The organism is Rossellomorea sp. ABR4_004, from assembly GCF_056159585.1.
Genome location: NZ_JBSWVM010000001.1, coordinates 221,937 through 241,729, shown reverse-complemented (window position 1 = coordinate 241,729; position 19,793 = coordinate 221,937). Strand labels below are relative to the sequence as shown.

18 protein-coding genes are annotated in these 19,793 nt (G+C 39.0%); 10 read left to right on the top strand and 8 right to left on the bottom strand.

Annotation, left to right across the window (positions count from 1 at the left end; translation table 11 throughout):
• Positions 1-7 precede the first annotated feature (7 nt).
• From ACXAF2_RS01365 to ACXAF2_RS01335, 7 genes are all read left to right on the top strand, one after another.
• Positions 8-598, top strand: coding sequence for a cob(I)yrinic acid a,c-diamide adenosyltransferase (locus ACXAF2_RS01365; RefSeq protein WP_475137035.1), 591 nt, complete (start codon positions 8-10; stop codon positions 596-598).
• Positions 588-1,073, top strand: coding sequence for an ECF transporter S component (locus ACXAF2_RS01360; RefSeq protein WP_475137034.1), 486 nt, complete (start codon positions 588-590; stop codon positions 1,071-1,073). Before ACXAF2_RS01365 ends, ACXAF2_RS01360 begins: the two co-directional genes overlap by 11 nt.
• Positions 1,070-1,789: an ATP-binding protein gene (locus tag ACXAF2_RS01355; protein WP_475137033.1), complete on the top strand. Its 720-nt coding sequence runs from the start codon at positions 1,070-1,072 to the stop codon at positions 1,787-1,789. Before ACXAF2_RS01360 ends, ACXAF2_RS01355 begins: the two co-directional genes overlap by 4 nt.
• A 167-nt stretch (positions 1,790-1,956) precedes the next feature.
• Positions 1,957-2,910, top strand: a complete 954-nt coding sequence (locus ACXAF2_RS01350; protein WP_427596978.1) for an LCP family protein — start codon at positions 1,957-1,959, stop codon at positions 2,908-2,910.
• Between the two features lie 453 nt (positions 2,911-3,363).
• Positions 3,364-4,209 carry a pyrroline-5-carboxylate reductase gene (gene proC / locus ACXAF2_RS01345; protein ID WP_475137032.1) on the top strand — a complete coding sequence of 282 codons (846 nt, stop codon included), beginning with the start codon at positions 3,364-3,366 and terminating at the stop codon, positions 4,207-4,209.
• A gap of 117 nt (positions 4,210-4,326) precedes the next feature.
• Positions 4,327-5,442, top strand: coding sequence for a glutamate 5-kinase (gene proB / locus ACXAF2_RS01340; RefSeq protein ID WP_475137031.1), 1,116 nt, complete (start codon positions 4,327-4,329; stop codon positions 5,440-5,442).
• A gap of 73 nt (positions 5,443-5,515) precedes the next feature.
• A complete protein-coding gene (locus tag ACXAF2_RS01335) occupies positions 5,516-6,778 on the top strand; it encodes a glutamate-5-semialdehyde dehydrogenase (RefSeq protein WP_475137030.1) in 1,263 nt (420 codons plus the stop codon).
• A gap of 79 nt (positions 6,779-6,857) precedes the next feature.
• Here the strand turns inward: ACXAF2_RS01335 and ACXAF2_RS01330 are convergent, their stop codons facing one another.
• From ACXAF2_RS01330 to ACXAF2_RS01300, 7 genes are all read right to left on the bottom strand, one after another.
• Complete coding sequence (locus ACXAF2_RS01330; protein ID WP_475137029.1) at positions 6,858-7,613, bottom strand: 3'-5' exonuclease; 756 nt, start codon at positions 7,611-7,613, stop codon at positions 6,858-6,860.
• Positions 7,613-9,529 carry a DUF294 nucleotidyltransferase-like domain-containing protein gene (locus tag ACXAF2_RS01325; protein WP_475137028.1) on the bottom strand — a complete coding sequence of 639 codons (1,917 nt, stop codon included), beginning with the start codon at positions 9,527-9,529 and terminating at the stop codon, positions 7,613-7,615. The genes ACXAF2_RS01330 and ACXAF2_RS01325 overlap by 1 nt, the downstream gene beginning before the upstream one ends.
• A 188-nt stretch (positions 9,530-9,717) precedes the next feature.
• Positions 9,718-10,248: a D-glycero-alpha-D-manno-heptose-1,7-bisphosphate 7-phosphatase gene (locus ACXAF2_RS01320; protein ID WP_475137027.1), complete on the bottom strand. Its 531-nt coding sequence runs from the start codon at positions 10,246-10,248 to the stop codon at positions 9,718-9,720.
• A gap of 199 nt (positions 10,249-10,447) precedes the next feature.
• Complete coding sequence (locus tag ACXAF2_RS01315; protein WP_475137026.1) at positions 10,448-11,641, bottom strand: class I SAM-dependent rRNA methyltransferase; 1,194 nt, start codon at positions 11,639-11,641, stop codon at positions 10,448-10,450.
• A 121-nt stretch (positions 11,642-11,762) separates the two neighbouring features.
• The gene (locus ACXAF2_RS01310; protein WP_475137025.1) at positions 11,763-12,596 is read right to left on the bottom strand and encodes an alpha/beta hydrolase; all 834 of its coding nucleotides are present in this window, start codon (positions 12,594-12,596) and stop codon (positions 11,763-11,765) included.
• A 248-nt stretch (positions 12,597-12,844) separates the two neighbouring features.
• Positions 12,845-14,077, bottom strand: a complete 1,233-nt coding sequence (locus ACXAF2_RS01305; protein ID WP_475137024.1) for an aminopeptidase — start codon at positions 14,075-14,077, stop codon at positions 12,845-12,847.
• A 348-nt stretch (positions 14,078-14,425) separates the two neighbouring features.
• On the bottom strand, positions 14,426-15,682 hold the full coding sequence (locus ACXAF2_RS01300; protein WP_475137023.1) for a helix-turn-helix domain-containing protein: 1,257 nt from the start codon (positions 15,680-15,682) through the stop codon (positions 14,426-14,428).
• Positions 15,683-15,903: 221 nt separating this feature from the next.
• On the opposite strand from ACXAF2_RS01300, the gene ltaE reads away from it, so the two are divergent.
• Positions 15,904-16,923, top strand: coding sequence for a low-specificity L-threonine aldolase (gene ltaE, locus ACXAF2_RS01295; RefSeq protein WP_475137022.1), 1,020 nt, complete (start codon positions 15,904-15,906; stop codon positions 16,921-16,923).
• Positions 16,924-16,980: 57 nt separating this feature from the next.
• Here ltaE and ACXAF2_RS01290 read toward each other — a convergent pair whose 3' ends face one another.
• Positions 16,981-17,310, bottom strand: a complete 330-nt coding sequence (locus ACXAF2_RS01290; RefSeq protein WP_475137021.1) for a DUF2680 domain-containing protein — start codon at positions 17,308-17,310, stop codon at positions 16,981-16,983.
• Between the two features lie 129 nt (positions 17,311-17,439).
• Between ACXAF2_RS01290 and ACXAF2_RS01285 the strand changes: the two genes are divergently transcribed.
• Together ACXAF2_RS01285 and ACXAF2_RS01280 are read left to right on the top strand one after the other, a co-directional pair.
• Positions 17,440-17,844, top strand: a complete 405-nt coding sequence (locus ACXAF2_RS01285; protein ID WP_475137020.1) for a sporulation protein — start codon at positions 17,440-17,442, stop codon at positions 17,842-17,844.
• A 174-nt stretch (positions 17,845-18,018) separates the two neighbouring features.
• A complete protein-coding gene (locus ACXAF2_RS01280) occupies positions 18,019-19,758 on the top strand; it encodes a carbon starvation CstA family protein (RefSeq protein ID WP_475137019.1) in 1,740 nt (579 codons plus the stop codon).
• Positions 19,759-19,793: the final 35 nt, after the last annotated feature.

The following is a 19,793-nucleotide window of genomic DNA, read 5'->3' as shown; positions in this document are numbered from 1 at the left end:
GGTAAGTATGCAGCTTTACACAAGAACAGGTGATAAAGGTCAAACGAGTTTAATCGGTGGAAGAGTAGATAAAGATGATATTCGTGTCGAAGCATATGGTACATTGGATGAAGTGAATTCTTTTGTTGGGAAAGCCGTTTCAGAACTGGATGTCGAGCGTTTTCAGGATGTCCTACAGGATCTTGAGACGATTCAGCATGAACTATTTGATTGTGGAGGTGACCTATCCAACGTTTCTAAGCATAGAAAAATCAAACTTCAACCTCAATCCGTCAAAACGTTGGAGGAGAAGATTGATAGGTTTACGAAGGAAGCGCCTTCACTTGAGAAGTTCATTTTACCAGGAGGTGTGAAAGCTTCATCAAGTATTCACATAGCTAGGACGGTTACAAGAAGAGCAGAGAGAATCATGGTTTCGCTTTCAAAGACGGACGAGGACTTTCCCATTGTGACATTGCAGTATATCAATCGATTATCCGACTACTTTTTTGCCTTAGCACGCGTGATCAATTATCGTTGTAATGTAAAAGATGTTGAATATATTCGCAGCGCAAACGTATTTTCAACAGGTAAAGTTCAGAAAAAAAATGAAAAGTAATCTTAGGACTCTTTTATTACTTTCTTTGTTTATGGCTTTTTCTGCGATCGGTGGAATGGTAAAGATACCTGCTGTAATTGGGACAATTGCTTTAGATAGTATGCCTGCACTATTAATTGCATCCCTTTACAATCGGAGATGGGGGGCAATCGTTGCAGGTGGAGGTCACTTGCTTTCAAGCTTATATGTTGGATTCCCGCTAGGACCACTCCATGTTCTCATTGCTATTGAAATGGCCTTCTTTGTATGGGTATTTGGATATGTATTTGCGAAAGGAAAGAGGGTACTTGCAGCCATTCTGTTTTTTATAGGAAACGGACTACTAGCAGGGATTCCGTTTATATTCATCCTTAGCCCTTCATTTTACTATGCTATTATTCCTTCCTTATTAATAGCCAGTTTCATTAATTTAACGGTAGCACACTTCTTGTATCCTCCACTTCATTTAAGAGTGAATAGGGGGGAAACCGCATGACCAAGTTTCGAGATGTTCTATCCATTTCAATTTCAGATGAGGAAGAGCTGATACTGGCTTCTGATTGCAGCGGAGGGATTGGAAATAAGGAACAAGATGTAGTCCTTGCGGATCCTGAGACAGTGGGTTATTACTGTTTCCGTGTAGCAGTGATGGAATGTTTGGCCGTGGGAGCAAGGCTCAAAGCTATTCAATTACTGAACTTTACAAGTGATGCTGTATGGGATCAGTATTGCAGTGGTGTGAAGAAAGGATTAAGTGAAATGAGCATGGATGGTACTCCTATTACAGGGAGCACTGAATCGAATATCAGTCTTAATCAATCGGCCATTGGAGTTACGTGTATTGGCATGAGAAACAAGAAAAGACCCATTACCTCTTGTTCAAATCTTGCTTATGCGCTTATCGGAACCCCCTTGGTAGGAAATGAAGTGATAGACCAACATACATTCATTGCTCCACTATCTCTATTTATGAAGTGTGTTCATCACTCATCTATCATCGATATAATGCCAGTCGGCTCTAAAGGCGTTCTTCATGAACTTTCTCTCTTATCAGGGAAGCCTTTAAGAAGAGAGGATGTCGCTTCAACCCAAGACTTGGACAAATCAAGCGGACCTTCAACTTCATTCATCATTTCTTTCAGAAAAGCGGAGGAACTTGATGTAAAAGATCTTACGAACGGTTTCTTCCATTCACTTGATTTCCAGTGGTAGGAACAAATAAATACTTTTATGGATATTTGTGATAAAATAAACTTTCAAATGGTATGGAGAAATGTGTTAGTTCATCCAAGATTCTTCGATTGTCAATTTCATTTGAATAGAGTACTATTTCATACTATCATCAGTAATTCATGAATGTCATAAAAGTAGGTGAAGAAATGGATTCACGATTAGACCGCAAGTCTAAAAAGAAAAAACGCGGAAGAAAAGTGATATTGGTATTATTATTACTTATATTTAGTTTACTCGGTTATGCAGGGTTTCAATTTTATAGTGGATACAAAATGGCTGGAGACGATAAGCTTCAAGAAGAGTATACATTCAATGGTGTGAAAGATAAGGACGGCAAGGTCAACGTACTCCTATTGGGAGTCGACAGCAGAGGCGAGGAGAAATCCAGGACCGATACGATGATGCTCGCACAGATCGATCCGAAAACAAATGAAACCAAACTCGTTTCCTTTATGAGGGATATATATGTTGAAATACCGGGATACCAAAACTATAAGCTGAATACAGCATTTTATTTAGGTGGACCAGAATTGCTCAGAAAGACCATCAAACACAACTTTGATATCGATATTCAATATTTCATGGTAGTAGACTTCAAAGGATTTGAACAATCCGTTGATGTACTGGCACCGGATGGAATTGAAATGGATGTGGAAAAGGCGATGTCGGAAAACATTGGCGTTTCCCTTCAGCCGGGTGTTCAAAACTTAAATGGGAAAGAATTATTGGGATATGCCAGGTTCCGTGCTGATGCAGAGGGAGACTTCGGCAGGGTTGAAAGACAACAAAAAGTCATAAATGCTCTTAAAGATGAAGTCCTCTCAATAGGTGGAGTTACAAAGCTTCCTAAAATGGCGGGATCGATTCAACCCTATATTCAGACAAATATGAGTAAGCTTGATCAAATTTCCATCGCTAAAGATATCCTGTTGAGTAATAGCAGTGATATGGATAAGCTCACCATTCCAGTTGAAGGGTCGTATGGTTTTGGCAGCTATAGCGGTGTAGGATCGGTACTTGACATTAATTTTGAAGAAAATATACAAGCTCTGAAAGATTTTCTTAATGGTAAGAGCTCAGACGAAGCTACAACTGAATGAATTTATTAAGCCCGTAAAGCTGAAGATGCTTTACGGGCTTTTTTTGACGATTGAGAAGTAGGAATGAATACAGCGATAAGAACTGATCTGACAGTATGTGTTGGAAAAATCGACTGTCATTCAAGCAGTAAAGCAAAAGTAAAAATTCTGATTATACGCTCTCTGAGCCAATATATAGCCTTTAGAAGGAATCTGACTAACATAAATGGTAATGATAACGCTTCCACTTCGTATTTCGGCTAATTCCTAACTACTTCCTTTATTGCCCTTGATATCATATACCAGCATGTTACGATTATAAACGTTGTGAACAAACACACGACAACAAAGGTTTTTAGACACATTAACAAGGAAATTTAACAACAAACAATTCTTCATATTTAATATTAAACTTAAACAATGAATGTACGATTAAAAACCCGAAAAATAATGTAGGAAGAGGAGTGGATATGATTGTTAAAACATAAAACGGTTGCTTTTCTAGGTGCAGGAAACATGGCGGAAGCAATGATTTCAGGAACTGTACAAAGCGGAAAGATCCCATCAGAACAAATTATTGTTTCTAACCGAAGCAATCAAGGAAGACTTCAGGAAATGAAAGCGAAATACGATGTAACGGCTTTAACAAAAGATGATCTACCCTTTAATGAGATAGATATTCTTATTCTCGCAATGAAACCGAAGGATATTGATAAAGCATTAGATTCAATTAATCACTTAGTAAGAAACGATACAGTGATTATGTCGGTGCTGGCAGGAATCACTACTTCTCATATGGAAGAGCAATTACCTGCAGGTCAGCCTGTTATCCGAGTTATGCCAAATACGTCAAGTATGTTGAAAGAATCTGCTACAGCCATAAGTGCAGGTCGCTTTACTTCAAGAGAGGACATGGAAAATGCAAAAGAGTTATTATCGAGCATTGGTGAAGTGTTCGTGATTGAAGAAAGTCAGATGGATATTTTCACTGGCATTGCAGGCAGTGGCCCGGCATACTTTTACTATTTAATGGAGCACATTGAAAAGACAGGTGCCGAAGCCGGATTAGATCCTGAATTAGCACGTAAAATCGGAGCTCAAACCATTTTCGGTGCAGCCAAAATGATGCTTGAGCGTGAAGAATCACCAACTCAACTAAGAGAGAATGTAACATCCCCAAATGGTACTACAGCTGCAGGACTGGATGCGCTAGCAGAGTTCGGCGGAGGTAAGGCTATCTCAGAAGCTGTCAAGGGAGCAGAAAAACGATCGAAAGAAATAAGCTCATCCTTACAGTCCAAACAATTAGTAACTAGCTAAACAACATCGAATCGTAAACACCTCAAATAACAATTACCAACCAAACAAGAAATACAAGTCCGTCCCTACACACATAAAGAGGGGCGAGGGACGGACCTTTTTACTAGGAGTGATTGAATGTCCCAAAATAATCAGAAGAAACGTATCGTTATCAAGATTGGAAGTAGTTCATTAACAAGCCTGCATGGAGAAATGAGTCGTAGAAAACTGGAACGTCTTGTTGATGAAGTCGTCCGTTTAAAGGATGATGGCCATGAAGTATTGCTTGTTTCATCAGGTGCAGTCGCTGCCGGATATCGTAAATTAGGATGTTTAACACGTCCAAGCTCTCTTCCGGAGAAGCAGGCAGCAGCAGCTATTGGTCAAGGTCTATTGATTGAAGCGTATTCTGATTTGTTAATTTCCAACGGATACGTTGCTTCACAAATTTTGATCACTCGTAGTGATTTTTCGGATGAAGATCGATATAACAATGCAAGAAATACAATCAATGTCCTGCTCGAAAGAGGGATCATCCCAATTGTCAATGAAAATGATACAGTAACGATTGACCGATTGAAATTCGGAGACAACGATACCCTTTCTGCCAAAGTTGCGGCATTAGTAGATGCTGATCAACTCATCATTCTATCTGACATTGACGGACTATACGATTCTGATCCACGTAAAAATCCAGATGCTGAACTGCTGGAAAGCGTTACGGAAATTACAGAAGATATCGAAGACATGGCAGGAGAGCCTGGAAGTTCTGTAGGAACTGGTGGAATGAGATCCAAAATCGATGCATTTAAGATCACGATGGCTTCCGGAATTCCTGCGTTTCTAGGTAAATCAGGAAACTCAAATGTTATTTACGATGCTGTCCAACATACAGCAAAAGGGACGTACTTTGAATCTGCAGAAGATTCCGTAAACCTTGATTCCAAAAAGCAGTGGATTGCGTTCAACTCAGGTCCCGAAGGTGAAATCACCATCGACTCAAATGCGAAAGAACGTATTCTGGAACAAAAAGAAAGTTTAACAATTGATGATATTTATACTGTAAAAGGCCGATTTAATAAAGGTGCAGTCGTGCGAATCCTTGATAATCGAAATGAAGAAATTGGTTTGGGAATGGTCAATTTCCGTTCAGGACAACTGAAAAATCCTACAAATATCAAAGCGGATCAAATCGCAGTCGAAATTGACCAACTAGTATGTCATGTTGATTTACCCATTCCAGTAGGAGTATAAAAGAAGGAGTTTGTCTCCTTCTTACCCTGCACAATCCGATGGAATCTCTTTCAAAAAAAACAGGAGGTATTTGATGACTTTAACTATAGAAAAAAAGGATGTAAAAAAACAAGCGATGCTTGCAAAGAAAGCTTCAAAAACACTAAGTATGCTGACTACCGACCAAAAAAATAAAGCCCTTCATATCCTTGCCGATCATTTAGAGGCGAATTACGAATCTATACTAAAGCAAAATGAAAAAGACCTTGAAAGAGGGAAAGAAAAGGGCTTCGAAGCTGCATTTATGGATCGCTTATCACTTTCAAAAGAACGTGTTGAAGATTTCGCCAGTGGTCTCCGTCAGGTAGCTGACCTGGAAGATCCCACTGGAAAAATAGTATCCGATTGGACTCTTGAAAATCAACTGCAAGTTCAAAAAGTAACGGTCCCACTCGGGGTAATTGGAATGATTTATGAAGCACGCCCAAATGTAACGGTTGATGCAACCGGATTAGCTCTAAAATCCGGTAATGCCATTGTCCTTAAAGGTGGTTCAAATGCCATTACTTCGAACAAAGCAATTGTGGACGTCATGCATGAAGCACTTGAGAAAACGGATATTCCTAAGGATGCAGTACAATTCATTAATACAACCGATCGAGAAGCAACAAGTGAGCTATTTACGATGAAAGAGCATATTGATGTGCTGATCCCCCGCGGTGGAGGTGCATTGATCAATGCTGTCGTTAATAATGCAACTGTACCTGTCCTTGAGACTGGAGTAGGAAATTGTCATATCTATATTGACAAAGAAGCTCAAGTGGAAAAAGCATTAAACATCATCATCAATGCAAAAACAGACCGTCCAGCGGTATGTAATGCAGCTGAAACCGTCATCTTGCATGAAGACTGGTTTAAAGAAAATAAGAGTGCATTTGTAGAAAAGCTTAAGGAGCACAATGTATCCATTCACGGAGATGAAAAAGTTGTCGAAGCGATTGAAGATGCGAAGCCTGCCGGAGAAGAAGATTGGGCAAATGAATATTTAAGTCTGGATATTGCCGTGAAGATTGTACCTTCTTTGGATGAAGCAGTCGATCACATCGAACAATATGGTACAAAGCATTCAGAAGCGATTGTCACTGAAAACACAGTAACAGCGAAGAAATTCATGATGCTCGTTGATGCTGCCGCTCTCTATCATAATGCTTCCACTCGTTTCACTGATGGAGGAGCGTTGGGATTCGGTGCTGAAATTGGAATCTCTACACAGAAACTTCATGCCAGAGGACCAATGGGGCTTCCAGCGTTAACAACCGTTAAGTATATGATGCATGGAACTGGACAAATCCGATAATCAACATAGAAAAACGCTTGAGGAAATTTCCTTAAGCGTTTTTTCTCGTTAATCAGTTATCAGGAGGGAAGAGTTCAGATTAAAAGCCCGAGCTTGTCTCCTCCAGTATAAACTCATTCAATCCCTTTATCGTGTGAACCTCTTGCTGATAACAGATTTTTAATAGCTCTTCAAAGATTTCGGCGGTCATGATCGCGTCATTCAGAGCATGATGCCGTGTCCTGTAGCCGATGTCAAACCTTTTTACAAGGGCGTCCAGGTAGCAATCGTCCCGTTCCAATAATCCATTGGCAAGCGAAAAGGAGTCGACATATTCAGGATCAAATGAAGGGAGCTGCCATTTATAAATCCGTTTTTGGAGAAAATTTATGTCGAAACTAGCTGGGTGAGCAACCAAGATCGTTCCTTTACTGAACTCAATAAATCGCTCCAATCCGATAGGTAACGTAACACCATTCAGAAAGTCTTTTCGTCTCAGACCTGTAAATCGCTTCGTATCCCTCGACACCGTTTGAAGGGGATTGATGACCTGATAGAATGTATCTCTCCGTTGCACTTTACCTTCCTTAACTTTAACCGCTCCAATCGAGATGATTTCATCCCCTACCTCTGGAAAAAAGCCCGTTGTCTCAAGGTCGAATATGGTAAAGTCACAGTCGAATAAATGTTTTTGTTGTAGCGTGGGTTTTTCTTCTTCAAACTCTTTTAGGGCACGAGATAATTTATGATAGGAAAGCTTTTCTTTTTCCCGTTTCACTTGAAAGCGAAAGAAAAATTGCTGCCATAAATAATATTTCAGAATGCGATAACCCACATTAATTCCAATATCATTCATTAAACCACCCGGTTCCTATTAAAACTAATTTCCATCACTTGTTGAAGTCGATTAGCAATCTGGATGGATTCTTTTAATTTCTGACGATCTTCTTTTGAAAGAGTACGTACATCAATATCATTACTTAATGGTTTTCCTCCTATAAGTTCAAGAAGGTTTTGCTTTGTACGGAGAGTGAGGAGAATATGCATAGCTGTTTTTACATTTTCAGCATCCCTTGGATGGAATGCCTGCATCTTTTTCAATGCTTGAACCCTCTTTATAGTGTTGACTTCTTTAATTCCGTATTTTACCGAATGAATGCGAATCATATTGACGATTTGCAAAAGCCCCGACTTTTTGATGTTAAACAAATGATTCCTGGGTTTCAGGTTGACTCGTCCTAAAGGGCCTACAGGAAGTTTGAAACGAAGGGCATCTTTTCTTAATAATTGTTGCATGTTGAGAGACCGTTTCGATTTTTCCGCTAAATAATTTCGAATTTCCTCTGCGATAGAGTAATCACCATAAATGGGGCGGAAATCATAAAACATCGTAATGTTTTGAACTTCCTGTGCATCTATTTCGTAAAGCCATTCATCAATCGCCTTTTTCCAATCGGTATAGGATCGTTTCCATTTCTGTTCCTTTGCCATGATTCCACCAGTACATTCTGGAAAACCGCATGCTGCAAGCTTTAGATTGAGTTTTTCAGTAAATGCCTGGAAATACTGATCAACCTTCTTGAGATCCGATAAGTGATTATAATCATCGAGTATGATTCCATTATCCTGATCCGTATGAAAGCCTTGCTCACTCCTGCCTTGACTGCCCATAACGATAAAACAATAATTGATAGGCGCAGAACCGAAGCCTTCCTGACGCATTTCTTTTTCGGTTAATTGAATGATTTTTCGGTGAAGACGGTCATTATAGTTTGAGATCACTTCGCAAATATCGTAGCCAAAACTATCTTGAAGGAGTAGATCTTGAATGAACTGTTGAAACGTATTACTTTTAACAGTTGCCAGCTCTACAAGTTCGTCGTTCGAAACGGCTTTTTGGATTTTATATGAGAGGTCCAAATAATTTGAATCCTGTATATTGAGAAATGATGTACTGGTCAGAACTCCAACGACTTCATCATTGCGAATGATTGGTACAAAATCCACTTCTTCATGTTTGAAATAAGAAAGAGCTTCATAGGCAAAGGATTCATCACGGATCCAAAACGGTTTTTTCTTCATCCAGTCTTTTACTGATTCACTAATTATCGGGTTTGTAATATAAGACAGGATTTCACGTTGGGTAAGAATGCCTTTCATTTTTTTGTCTTGATCTACTACCACTAGACCATATGTATCTTCTTCTTTCATCTTTCTGGCTGCGACAAGAACAGTGGCACTTTCGTCAATGAAGGTGGGGCGATCCATTAACATATGTACTTTAGTTCGAAACAGGTTGATATTTTCGTCGTCGGATTCATTGGCAGATTTCGCTTTTATTTCATCGTACAATGTTTTCATACGATTTCCGATGCTTTCGAAGATGATCTTTGAAAAGTCATTGTTCTTGGTCATTATCTCCAATAATCGATCCTTTCGAATGCGGAACACAGTACAATCCTCTATTGCCTGTACGGAAAATGTCATTTCACCGCTTGTAAGCATAATCATAATCCCGATTAAGTCTCCAGGATAATAGAATCGGAGTGAATACTGTTTGCCGCTCGAGCGATGGAGAACATTCTTCGCAAGTCCTGAGACAAGGAAGTATATATCAAGTTCTTCTACCGTTTCATCTTCATGAAAAAGGAACTCACCCTTTTTAAAGGTGGTGTATTTAGAACCGGAAATAATGTAATCTAGCTGTTCAGTGGTCAGAACATCAAAGGGATAGTGATCTCGTATAATTTGTAATAATTCCTGCTGGTTCATCGAATACCTCCCGTTCTCATTAGTCCCATAGTACTTTACCATAGAATTCCCTATTTTGAAAACGATAAAACGGGATCTTCCGGACGTCCCTATGTAAGTTTGAATGGAAGTATCGAATGCTTCACGATAGGACGTAATAATCAAAAATGAGATAAAAAAAGGTGTTCCGTTTGGGGCACCTTTGACACTTATTTATTAGTGAGGATAAACTCAGCAGCATCCATTAAGTTAGTAAACATGTGATCGGCGTCATATAGATGAGAAGGGCTGTCTGAAAGTAAGACAGTAGTGCATCCCGCTTTGCGACCGGCTTCAATATCTACCTCTCGATCACCTACCATATACGATTGGGCAATATCAATATCATGCTTTTTTGCCAGGTCCAAGAGCATCCCTGCTTCAGGTTTTCTGCACCCACAACCCTCGTGCGGCTTGTGAGTACAACAGGATACCTCTTGGATGAACCCCCCGGCCTTTTCAATTTCCCGTAACATATGATCGTGAATGGATTGAAGTTGTTCATGAGATAGATATCCTAACCCAACTCCACCCTGGTTGGTAACGACAAAAACTTGAAAATCGGAATCAGTCAATAATTTAATAGCTTCAAGGACTCCCTCCAGGAAATAAAATTGATCGGGGCGATTAACAAATGTCACTCTTTCTGTTTTCACCTCATTAATTACTCCATCGCGATCAAGAAAAATAGCTTTTTTCATCAATAGACCTCCTTATTCGATCTTTTTCTCCAATAAGTTCAACCGATATGTCGGTTTATGCGGTTTCCGAGGAAATAATGACAGATTATTCTGTCATCTGCAGAAACAATAAACCTAAACGCACTAATTGAAATTCTACCACCTTTTCTCTAAATAAAGATAGGAGGAGGGACGGACCTATATGGTCCGTCCCTATCCATTATAGTTTTTGAATAAAGGCGACTTTTAGGTAATCACTTTGTTTGTATTGGCTGAGGGTTTTAAAGTCTTCCGGCAGTGTATATTCTTCGAGTATTTTATATTTTTCATTGGTTTCTTTAAAGGCTGTTTCAATAAAACTTTTGAATTTCTTCATATTGAAGGTGCTGCAATTAGTGGATGCCACAATGGTACCCTTTTTTTCAGTGATGGCAATCGCTTCTTTTAACAAATCTTTATAATCCTTAGCTGCACTGAATGTATGTTTCTTTGAACGGGCAAAGCTTGGCGGATCGAGAATCACGAGATCAAAGGAGAGTTCTTTTTTTACGGCATATTTAAAGTATTTAAAGACATCTTCCACAATGATGTTTTGTGCTTCGTAATCAATCCCATTAATACTGAATTGTTCAATCGTTTTACTTAAACTGCGATTAGCGAGATCAACGCTGGTTGTTTCCAGTGCACCACCGAGTGCAGCGAAAACAGAAAATGCTCCTGTGTAAGAGAACGTATTCAATACACGTTTTCCTTCAGAGTATGCGTCACGAATTCGTTTACGCACTTCACGTTGGTCAAGGAAAACCCCTACCATTGCGCCATCATTTAAATAGATGGCAAATTGAACGCCATTTTCCTTGACGAGAAGAGGGAATGAAGGGCGGGTTCCTTCAACGAAATCATCTTCTTCTACATATTTTCCTTCCTGTGCAAATCGCTTTTTCTGATAAATGCCTTTATAATCTGTTAATTCTCTTAACCCTTGCATAACTTCTTCCTTAAAGGCATAGGCACCTTTTGAATACCATTGAACGAGGTAGTATCCATCGAAGTAGTCAATGGTGATGCCTCCAAATCCGTCTCCTTCACCATTAAACATTCGAAATGCTGTCGTATCTTCACTATAAAAGAAGTGAAGACGTTGATTGATGGCAGCTTGAAGCTTTTTAAAGATAAAGTCTTTATCAATTACTTCCTGTTCTTTCCAACTCAGTAGCCATCCGATTCCTTTGTTCTGTAATCCCGAATAGCCTTTGGCGATAAAGCCATTGTTAGTGTCTACAAGTTTGAGAACTTCTCCTTCTTGAATATTCTCAATCGATGTTGTCACATTTTCTTTATTAAGAAGGGGGAATCCTTTTTGGAATTGTTGTATGTATTTAGGGTTTGCTTTAATGATTCTTTCTTTTGTCATTCTACTCATCCTAACCTTGAGGTTTAGTCTTGTGTAGTATAGAACGTAAAGGAAGTTTACGCAACTGTACATTAAAAAACTTCCCTATTCAGATATAAAACTATCTGGATAGGGAAGCAGATCATTTACCCCATAAGTGATCTCCTACAAGACGGTCTACTTTTATCGTTTCATGTAGGCCGCTATGAGAAATGGAAGGATCATACACGATCCTGGATTGATATTGGTTCTTTTCAAATAGTGATTGGCTGCCTATAGCACTTTGAACATTCACCACATCATCACCCGATCCTGCTATGGATAATACGTTTATATCGGAAGGGATTAAATGACGATTCAAAAACAATTTTTTCAATGCACGTGATTCAGGTTTTAAGTCTATAACAGCTGCGCCTGTATTGATTTGATCATAAGAATCCTTGGTAACACCAAGAAAAGGAGTGGCAATCGTAATAAACTTATGGGTCCGGGGGACAAACGAGCTATCTCTGGTATTTAATATATATTTTGTTGACGCAAGGCCGCCCATGGAGTGGCCCACAATATTTACATTTGAAACGTCAAACTGATGATGTAAGAGCTTCATGGCATTCTCTAACCAAATCGCCTGTTTCTCCAATGATGCTCGATTATCTTCAAAAATGACTTGAACGAGTGGAGGTGAAGTGGGATTTGTGGGAAGAGATCCTTTATACACCACACTCCCATTCTCAGACACATAAATCTCCAACGTTTTTTGACCCCAGCCATGCTGGTTTTCAAAACGTTCCAGCATCGTTCTGAAAGAATTGTATGTACCTTTGTACCCGTGGACAAAGACAGTGGGATATCTCTCTTCGACGGTTAAGGGTTTTTCACTGGATTGTACATTTGTGGTGCGAAATATTATATATAAAGTGAAGAAAGAGATAATGATGCCACTCCATAAAAACGAATGTTTGTGATTGATCGACAAGGAAATCGCTCCTTTAAAAAAGGTATACTTCTATTGTAAAGGATTCGTGAAGTATTGAATATGTTAAAAAAGAAATTTGTTTGTCATATTACATGTAACTTTTACCAATGATGGGGGATATATATTAGTAATCCTTTTCTCCAAAAGCGTAATATAGAGAAAACAACTTGTTAACGAAAATCTCAATAAAAAAAGGCTTAAATAAATTATTTAAGCCTGCACCATTATTCTTCCTTCTAAATCAAATATTAAACCCAATCACCGGCTTTGAAGATAGGTTCAATCGTCCCATCTGCCTTTTCGCCGTCAATGTCTAACTGAGCCGATCCTATCATGAAATCTACATGAATCATGCTTTCGTTAAAACCTACTTTCCGTAATTGTTCCGCCGTCATATTTTTGCCTTCCTCCACACACACTGATAATGCTCTACCCAGCGCTATATGACAAGAAGCATTTTCATCAAAAAGTGTGTTGTTAAAGATAATGTTTGTATTAGAAATAGGGGAGTTATGAGGAACCAATGCCACTTCTCCTAAGTAGGAGGCCCCTTCATCTGTTTCCAGCAAATTTTTCAAGGTTTCATATCCTTCCTCAGCAGAAAACTCTACCACTTTACCTTCTTTAAATGTCAGTGAAAAGTCCTTGATTAATGTTCCGCTATAGTTAAGTGGCTTCGTACTCGTGACAGTCCCATTCACCCCTTGTTTGACTGGGATTGTAAACACCTCTTCCGTTGGGAGGTTCGGAACAAATGGAATTCCTTGATCATTTGTGAACTGGGCACTGATCCATTTCGTTTGTGGGTGGAATTCGATAGAAAGATCTGTTCCAGGTCCTTTATAATGAAGCTTTTTGTATTTGCTTTTATTTAAACGGTCCGCGTTCTTATTCAGATTACTAATATGAGATTCCCATAGTGCAACCGTGTTCTCTTGATCCGTCCGGGTTGTATAAAAGATGTTTTCCCATAGTTTATCGATTGCTTCGTCCTGAGGGAGTTCTGGAAAAACAGTTTGAGCCCATTCAACTGTAGGGAATGCTGCTATTAACCAGCTAATCTTGCCGCCGCCGATATAAGCAGAAAAATCTTTCATTGCTTCCGCGGAAGCTCTGTTCAAAATAGCAACCCTTTTTGGATCTGAAGCTCTTAAAAGTGAAGGATTTGGTGCAGCTAAATTTAACAGCGCTACATTATTTTCCGCCATTTCAATAAATCCTTTTGCCTTCCAATCAGGAAACGCTTTCAGTCCTTCCTCAGAAGAATTGTCCAAGCGGATTTTCTTTAACTCTTCATCGTAGAAGTCGGTTAGTACATTTAATACACCAGCTTCATATGCCTTCTTAGTAACAAGTCGAACAAATTTATACGATGTAATAGGTGCAGAAATCAGAAGTTCCTGATCCTTTTGCAGGTTTAGTCCAACCTGTACGATTAGATCTGCGTATCTTTCTAAATTACTTTCAAATGCAATATTCATCTAAAATCCCCCTTAATATGTATTCAATACTAACTATATCTCTTTATTCAGGAAATTTCATTGAATAATTACAAATTTCAATCAATCGATAGAGGAACACATAAAGGATGTGAACTTTCTTTATATGCGATTGGCACTTGTTCACATATGGAGGATTACAAATGAGAGGAGCAATTGAAAAGGACCGGTCCTAAAAAGGCCAGTCCTGATTGCTTTGTTTTTATAATTTTCCTGAGTATGGTGGGAATTCTTCTTCATTGGAGTTGATTACGACAACTCCAGAGAGTGCCATAGCAGTCAGGCTTGTGATTAGTAATAATTTTTTCACCTTTTTCATCCTTTCACCTCCTATACAGTTAACATTTCTTCATAAATGAGATTAGCTTCATTTAGATGAAATGCTGCATATTTATATTTTCTAACCCCTTGGTAATATTGGCCAAGGAATTTAGAATACTCAGCATATAATAGAAGGGAACCGCTTTTTTTAAAGAAGGGGAGTGCGTACTCCTTCATAAACGCCTCAAAACCTTGTGGAAAATCATTTAATGCAAACTGATAATAAGATAATTGATAAAATTTATCCGGGAACTTTTCGTTAGAGCAAAGGTGTAATCCTTTAGGTAACCAGAAACGCACCTCGGAAAATTGGTTCTTTTTATAATATTCCTTGACCAGAGAGAGAATAGAGTAAAGCTTTCCTTCTTCGTCTGAGCCTTTCAATTCAATACTTCGCAAATAATGCTGAATGGCTTCATCGCTCTTGTTCAAAAAAGATTTTAAATATCCCAGGTTTTGCTCTACCTTTGAATTTAAAGATGTATAGTCTATGGATTGTGAAATAAAATTGGCCCACTCATAATGCTTGATCGCTTCTTCGCTATAACGTATACGCCGGTAGCAAATTCCTAAAATCAAATGCACCTCAGCGCATCTTTTCTGGAAGTAGACCCCCTGGAATATAGAGAGTGACTTCTCTCCATAGAATATTGCTAATCGGTACCTACTTAAACGGGTCAAGACCAGGCTGAATAAATAATATAAATCTGCTCTTTCCTCTTCATTGATCACATTTCCAAGGACATAGCAGGTTTCAGCTTCTTTCAGTTCTCCTTTGGCTTTATCGTACTCTTTAATCAAATAAAAGTAGTTACCTTTGTATTTGTGATAATAGAATTTTAGTGTATCGGTCAATTCTTTATAATTGGATTGGATTTGTTTCATGTGTTCCAACGCGTTATGAAGGTTCCCTTTAATTAATTGAACACGGAAGCAAAGGATTTTATAGAATAAATGTGGAATGAGATCATCCGTCTGATCAAGGTCCTTCTTAACGACCTCATTGATCGACTTAGCGTCCTCTGTTTTATTCCACAGTAGGGCATGGTTCCATTTCTCAAGTAAATTGTTCAAATGGTCAGTCGTATCAAGAAGATTATTCACACCTAATCGGTCACAGAGTAAATTAATTATGTCATTTGACGGAGTAACTTGATTGTTTTCCAGTTTGGAAAGATATGATACGGAAATAATCCCTTTTGATAAATCTTCTTGTGTCAAATTTCGTTTTAGTCTGTGAAAACGGATTTTAGAACCGATTGTCATATGATCCTTCTCCTCTAACTGGCTTAATTTACTCATTTCGTTCAGGTAATTGATTATTAAAATAGTAACATACCTAACAGATGAATGTTTTGAATATTCCTATAATTATATTTTTTTCTGGGTATTTTGTATGGTCTTTTATTCATCTGAAGGTTGAATCGTCAACTGCCTTTCTTTGTTATAATGAAAGTAGTTAAAGGTTTAAGAGGAGGTATTTCATTTTGATCGATTTAAGAAGTGATACAGTAACAAAACCAACAGAAGAAATGAGAAGGGCTGCGTCTGAGGCTGAAGTAGGGGATGATGTGTATGGAGAAGATCCTACAGTCATAAAGCTTGAGAGAGAAGCGGCATCTTTACTTGGTAAAGAAGCAGCCCTATTTGTAACAAGTGGTACGCAAGGTAACCAGGTTGCTGTTTTAACACACACACGTCCAGGGAATGAAATTCTATTAGAAGCGAATTCTCATATTTTCTACTATGAATCAGGAGCGGTTGCCGCACTGGCAGGTGTTCAAACACGTACGATCCATGGGATAAATGGAGAGATGGATCCGATTGAAGTAGAAGCGGCAATACGTACTGAAGATCAGCATTTTCCAGAAACAGGGCTCATTTGTTTGGAGAATACACATAATCGTGCAGGTGGAGCAATTGTGTCTCCAGAGAATATGAAGGCCATCTATAAAATCGGGAAAAAACATTCCATTCCAGTGCACATCGATGGAGCACGGCTCTTCAATGCAGTATATGCTAGTGGAAGAGATATAAGGGAGTTCACTGATCATTGTGATACGGTGCAAATATGCTTATCAAAAGGGCTGGGTGCCCCTATAGGGTCTATCATTGCAGGTGATCATACATTCATTAATCGTGCCCGAAAGTGGAGAAAGCGATTAGGCGGGGGATTAAGACAGGTAGGTATGGTTGCTGCTCCAGGGTTGGTTGCATTAACAACTATGAGAGAACGATTAGTGGAAGATCATGAGAAAGCAATCATACTTAAAGAAACTCTTCAAGCATGTAAGGGTATTGAAGTGATCAATCAAGTTGATACGAATATTGTCGTTGCAGATGTAAAGGGAAGGGGGATCACAGCAGAGGAATTCATTGATGAGTTAAAAGAAAAGGGGATTCTGGCAGTGACCTTTGGCTCAACTCTTGTGCGTTTTACCACTCATTATGATGTTTCATTGGAAGAAATAAATAAGGTGTCTGAAATTTTGAGGAATCTTTCTTAATGACTGGAGGAGATATTCTGATCATTTAAGTAGCGAAGGGCAATAAAGCCCTTCCGCTTACTCTTTTTGATCTAGTTTTTTTCCATGGTGTGAATGTGGGTGCCATCTCATCATGTAGTCATTTTCTTTCAGTTTTTGATATTTAGCTTCCATCATCTTAAGTACGTTATCGCCCTGTTCTTTTGAGAAGACGCCATATTCTACATATTTGTTCACAAGTTCTTTTTTTGTTGAATACATTTCTTCATGCAATTTGGCAAGCTCCGTTTTTTGTTCTTCAGTAAGGTTTACCTTTGGCGTTTGAGGTTCACCTTCTGCTGCTGCAAATGTACCGACACTCAAAGTAATTAAGAATACAGCTAAGATAGATACTACCATTTTTTTCATTTTATTCACTCCTTTCCAATGTTTCTCTCATATTGTTTGCGGAAAATCCGCAGAATATGTAGGAATAGATGAATAAGAGGGGTATATGATAGGGTAAAGACAATTAGGTATAGGAAAGGTGGCTGAAATATGTTTAAACAGTTTTTGTCGAGTATAGGAATAGGACATGTGAAAGTAGATACAATCGTGCACAAAACGAATATTTCTCCTGGAGATTTAATTGAAGGTGAAGTGGTTTTGATCGGTGGTATGGCCGATCAGCCTATAAATGAAATTCGTTTATTGCTCCTTGAAAAATATGAAGAGGATAAAAAAGATAGTGACTTTTCCTATCATGAAAAAGATTTAGACACGATTATTCTTGATAAGATCGGTACAATCGGTGCGGGTGAAGAAAAGAGGATCTCTTTCACGTTTCCTACATCTTCAGATCATCCCAAAACAACGGATGCAAACAAAACCATACTAAGAACCACAGTAGACATACCCCAAGCGGTAGATCCCACAGATGAGGATAGTATATACGTCGTTTAACTTTAAGGCAGATTCTATTATTGAATCTGTCTTTTTATTTGGTTTACAGGACCAATTAGAGTAAATGTTCTCATTGAAATCCATAAAAACCCAATGTAAAATGTAGTAAGCGTATGCATTCTAAAAATTCAGATATTTAAATGTATACAAATTAAAAGAATAAGGAGGAATTTGATGGGTGGAATATGGTTAGCGGTAATAGGAGGGCTTGTCTTTTTATTTGGGTATAAATATTATTCCAAACTTATTGCTGAGAGGGTGTACCGTCTCGATCCGAATTATGTGACGCCGGCACACCAATACAAAGATGGTGTCGATTTCGTCCCAACGAATAAGTTTGTTCTTTGGGGTCACCATTTTACTTCTGTAGCGGGGGCGGCTCCGATTGTAGGACCGGCAATCGCCGTTTACTGGGGATGGCTCCCAGCATTTTTGTGGGTCATTTTAGGGACAGTATTTGCTGCCGGGGTGCATGATTTTGGAACTTTGGTTCTATCAGTTCGAAACAAAGGACAATCCGTCGGTTCATTAGCCAATAAGTTAATAGGGAAAAGAGCAAAAGTACTTTTTCTATTTATTATTTTAATTCTTGTGTTGATGGTGAACGCAGTTTTTGCCTGGGTTATTGCAAATCTGTTCATTACTTTCCCTGCTAGTGTCATCTCGGTGTTCATTCAGATTCCATTAGCAGTCTGGATTGGGTATTCGGTTTATAAGCGTAATGGCAGCATGTTGGTGCCTTCAATCGTTGCATTGGCAGTCATGTATGCATCAGCTGTCATTGCAAGCCGTGTTGATTTTTTGCAAATTGATTTAGTTCGTTACTTTGGTGGACAAGAGGCCACATCATTGTTTGGCTTAAGTTCAACAAGCATGGCTTTCCTGGTGTGGATCGTCATTCTGATGATTTATGTATACATAGCTTCAACTCTACCTGTTTGGAAGCTATTACAGCCACGTGATTATATCAACTCCCATCAATTAATTGTTGGGTTAGGATTGCTATATCTTGGACTTCTGTTTACAAATCCAGAAATTACCGCACCAATGACAAACGGAGCTGCAGATGTTTCCTGGTTCCCGTTATTATTTATCACGATTGCCTGCGGTGCCATTTCCGGATTTCACGGATTGGTTTCATCAGGCACATCGTCAAAACAGTTGAATAAAGAAACGGATGCACGCTTTGTAGGGTATTTAGGAGCTGTAGGTGAAGGGGCACTTGCATTGATAGCAATCATTGCATGTATAACATTCTTCCCGAACGTGGAAGAATTCCAAGCGACTTACAGCGGTTTTGCTGCAGCAAGCGGTGCTGGGCTGGGTGTCTTCATCCAAGGAGCCGGACAACTTGCAACAGGTGTGGGAATTCCTGCTGATATCGCAGCTACGATTGTTTCAGTGATCATTGTGAGCTTCGCTGCAACTACATTGGACTCCTCTGTTCGACTGATGCGCTATATCATCGCCGAGTTGGGAGAAGAGTACAACGTAAATCCTTTAACGAATGCTCATGTTGCAACGACGATTGCCGTTGTTTCAAGTGCGGCTTTAACATTATTACCTCAAGGCCCTAAAGGATTCGGGTCGGGTGGGTACCTTCTATGGCCGCTTTTCGGTACATCGAATCAATTGCTTGCTGGAATCAGTTTACTTCTGATTACCATCTGGCTTAAGCGTCAAGGAAGAAACTATATTGCTACCTTAATTCCAATGGTATTCCTTATGTTCATGACCTTATGGGCGATGATTAACCAAGTCGTGTTTGAATGGTCAGGTGTAGGAGAATCAGAAGGGAATATGCTGCTCTTTATCTTTGGAAGTATCATTCTCATTTTCACTTTATGGATTTTAATAACTGCCGCATCTTCCCTATCCAAAAAGGGGGATGACCCTTCACAGTTCTCTGCTTAGTCATGAGATAGATAAGGGGGACACGGGTTTTTAGT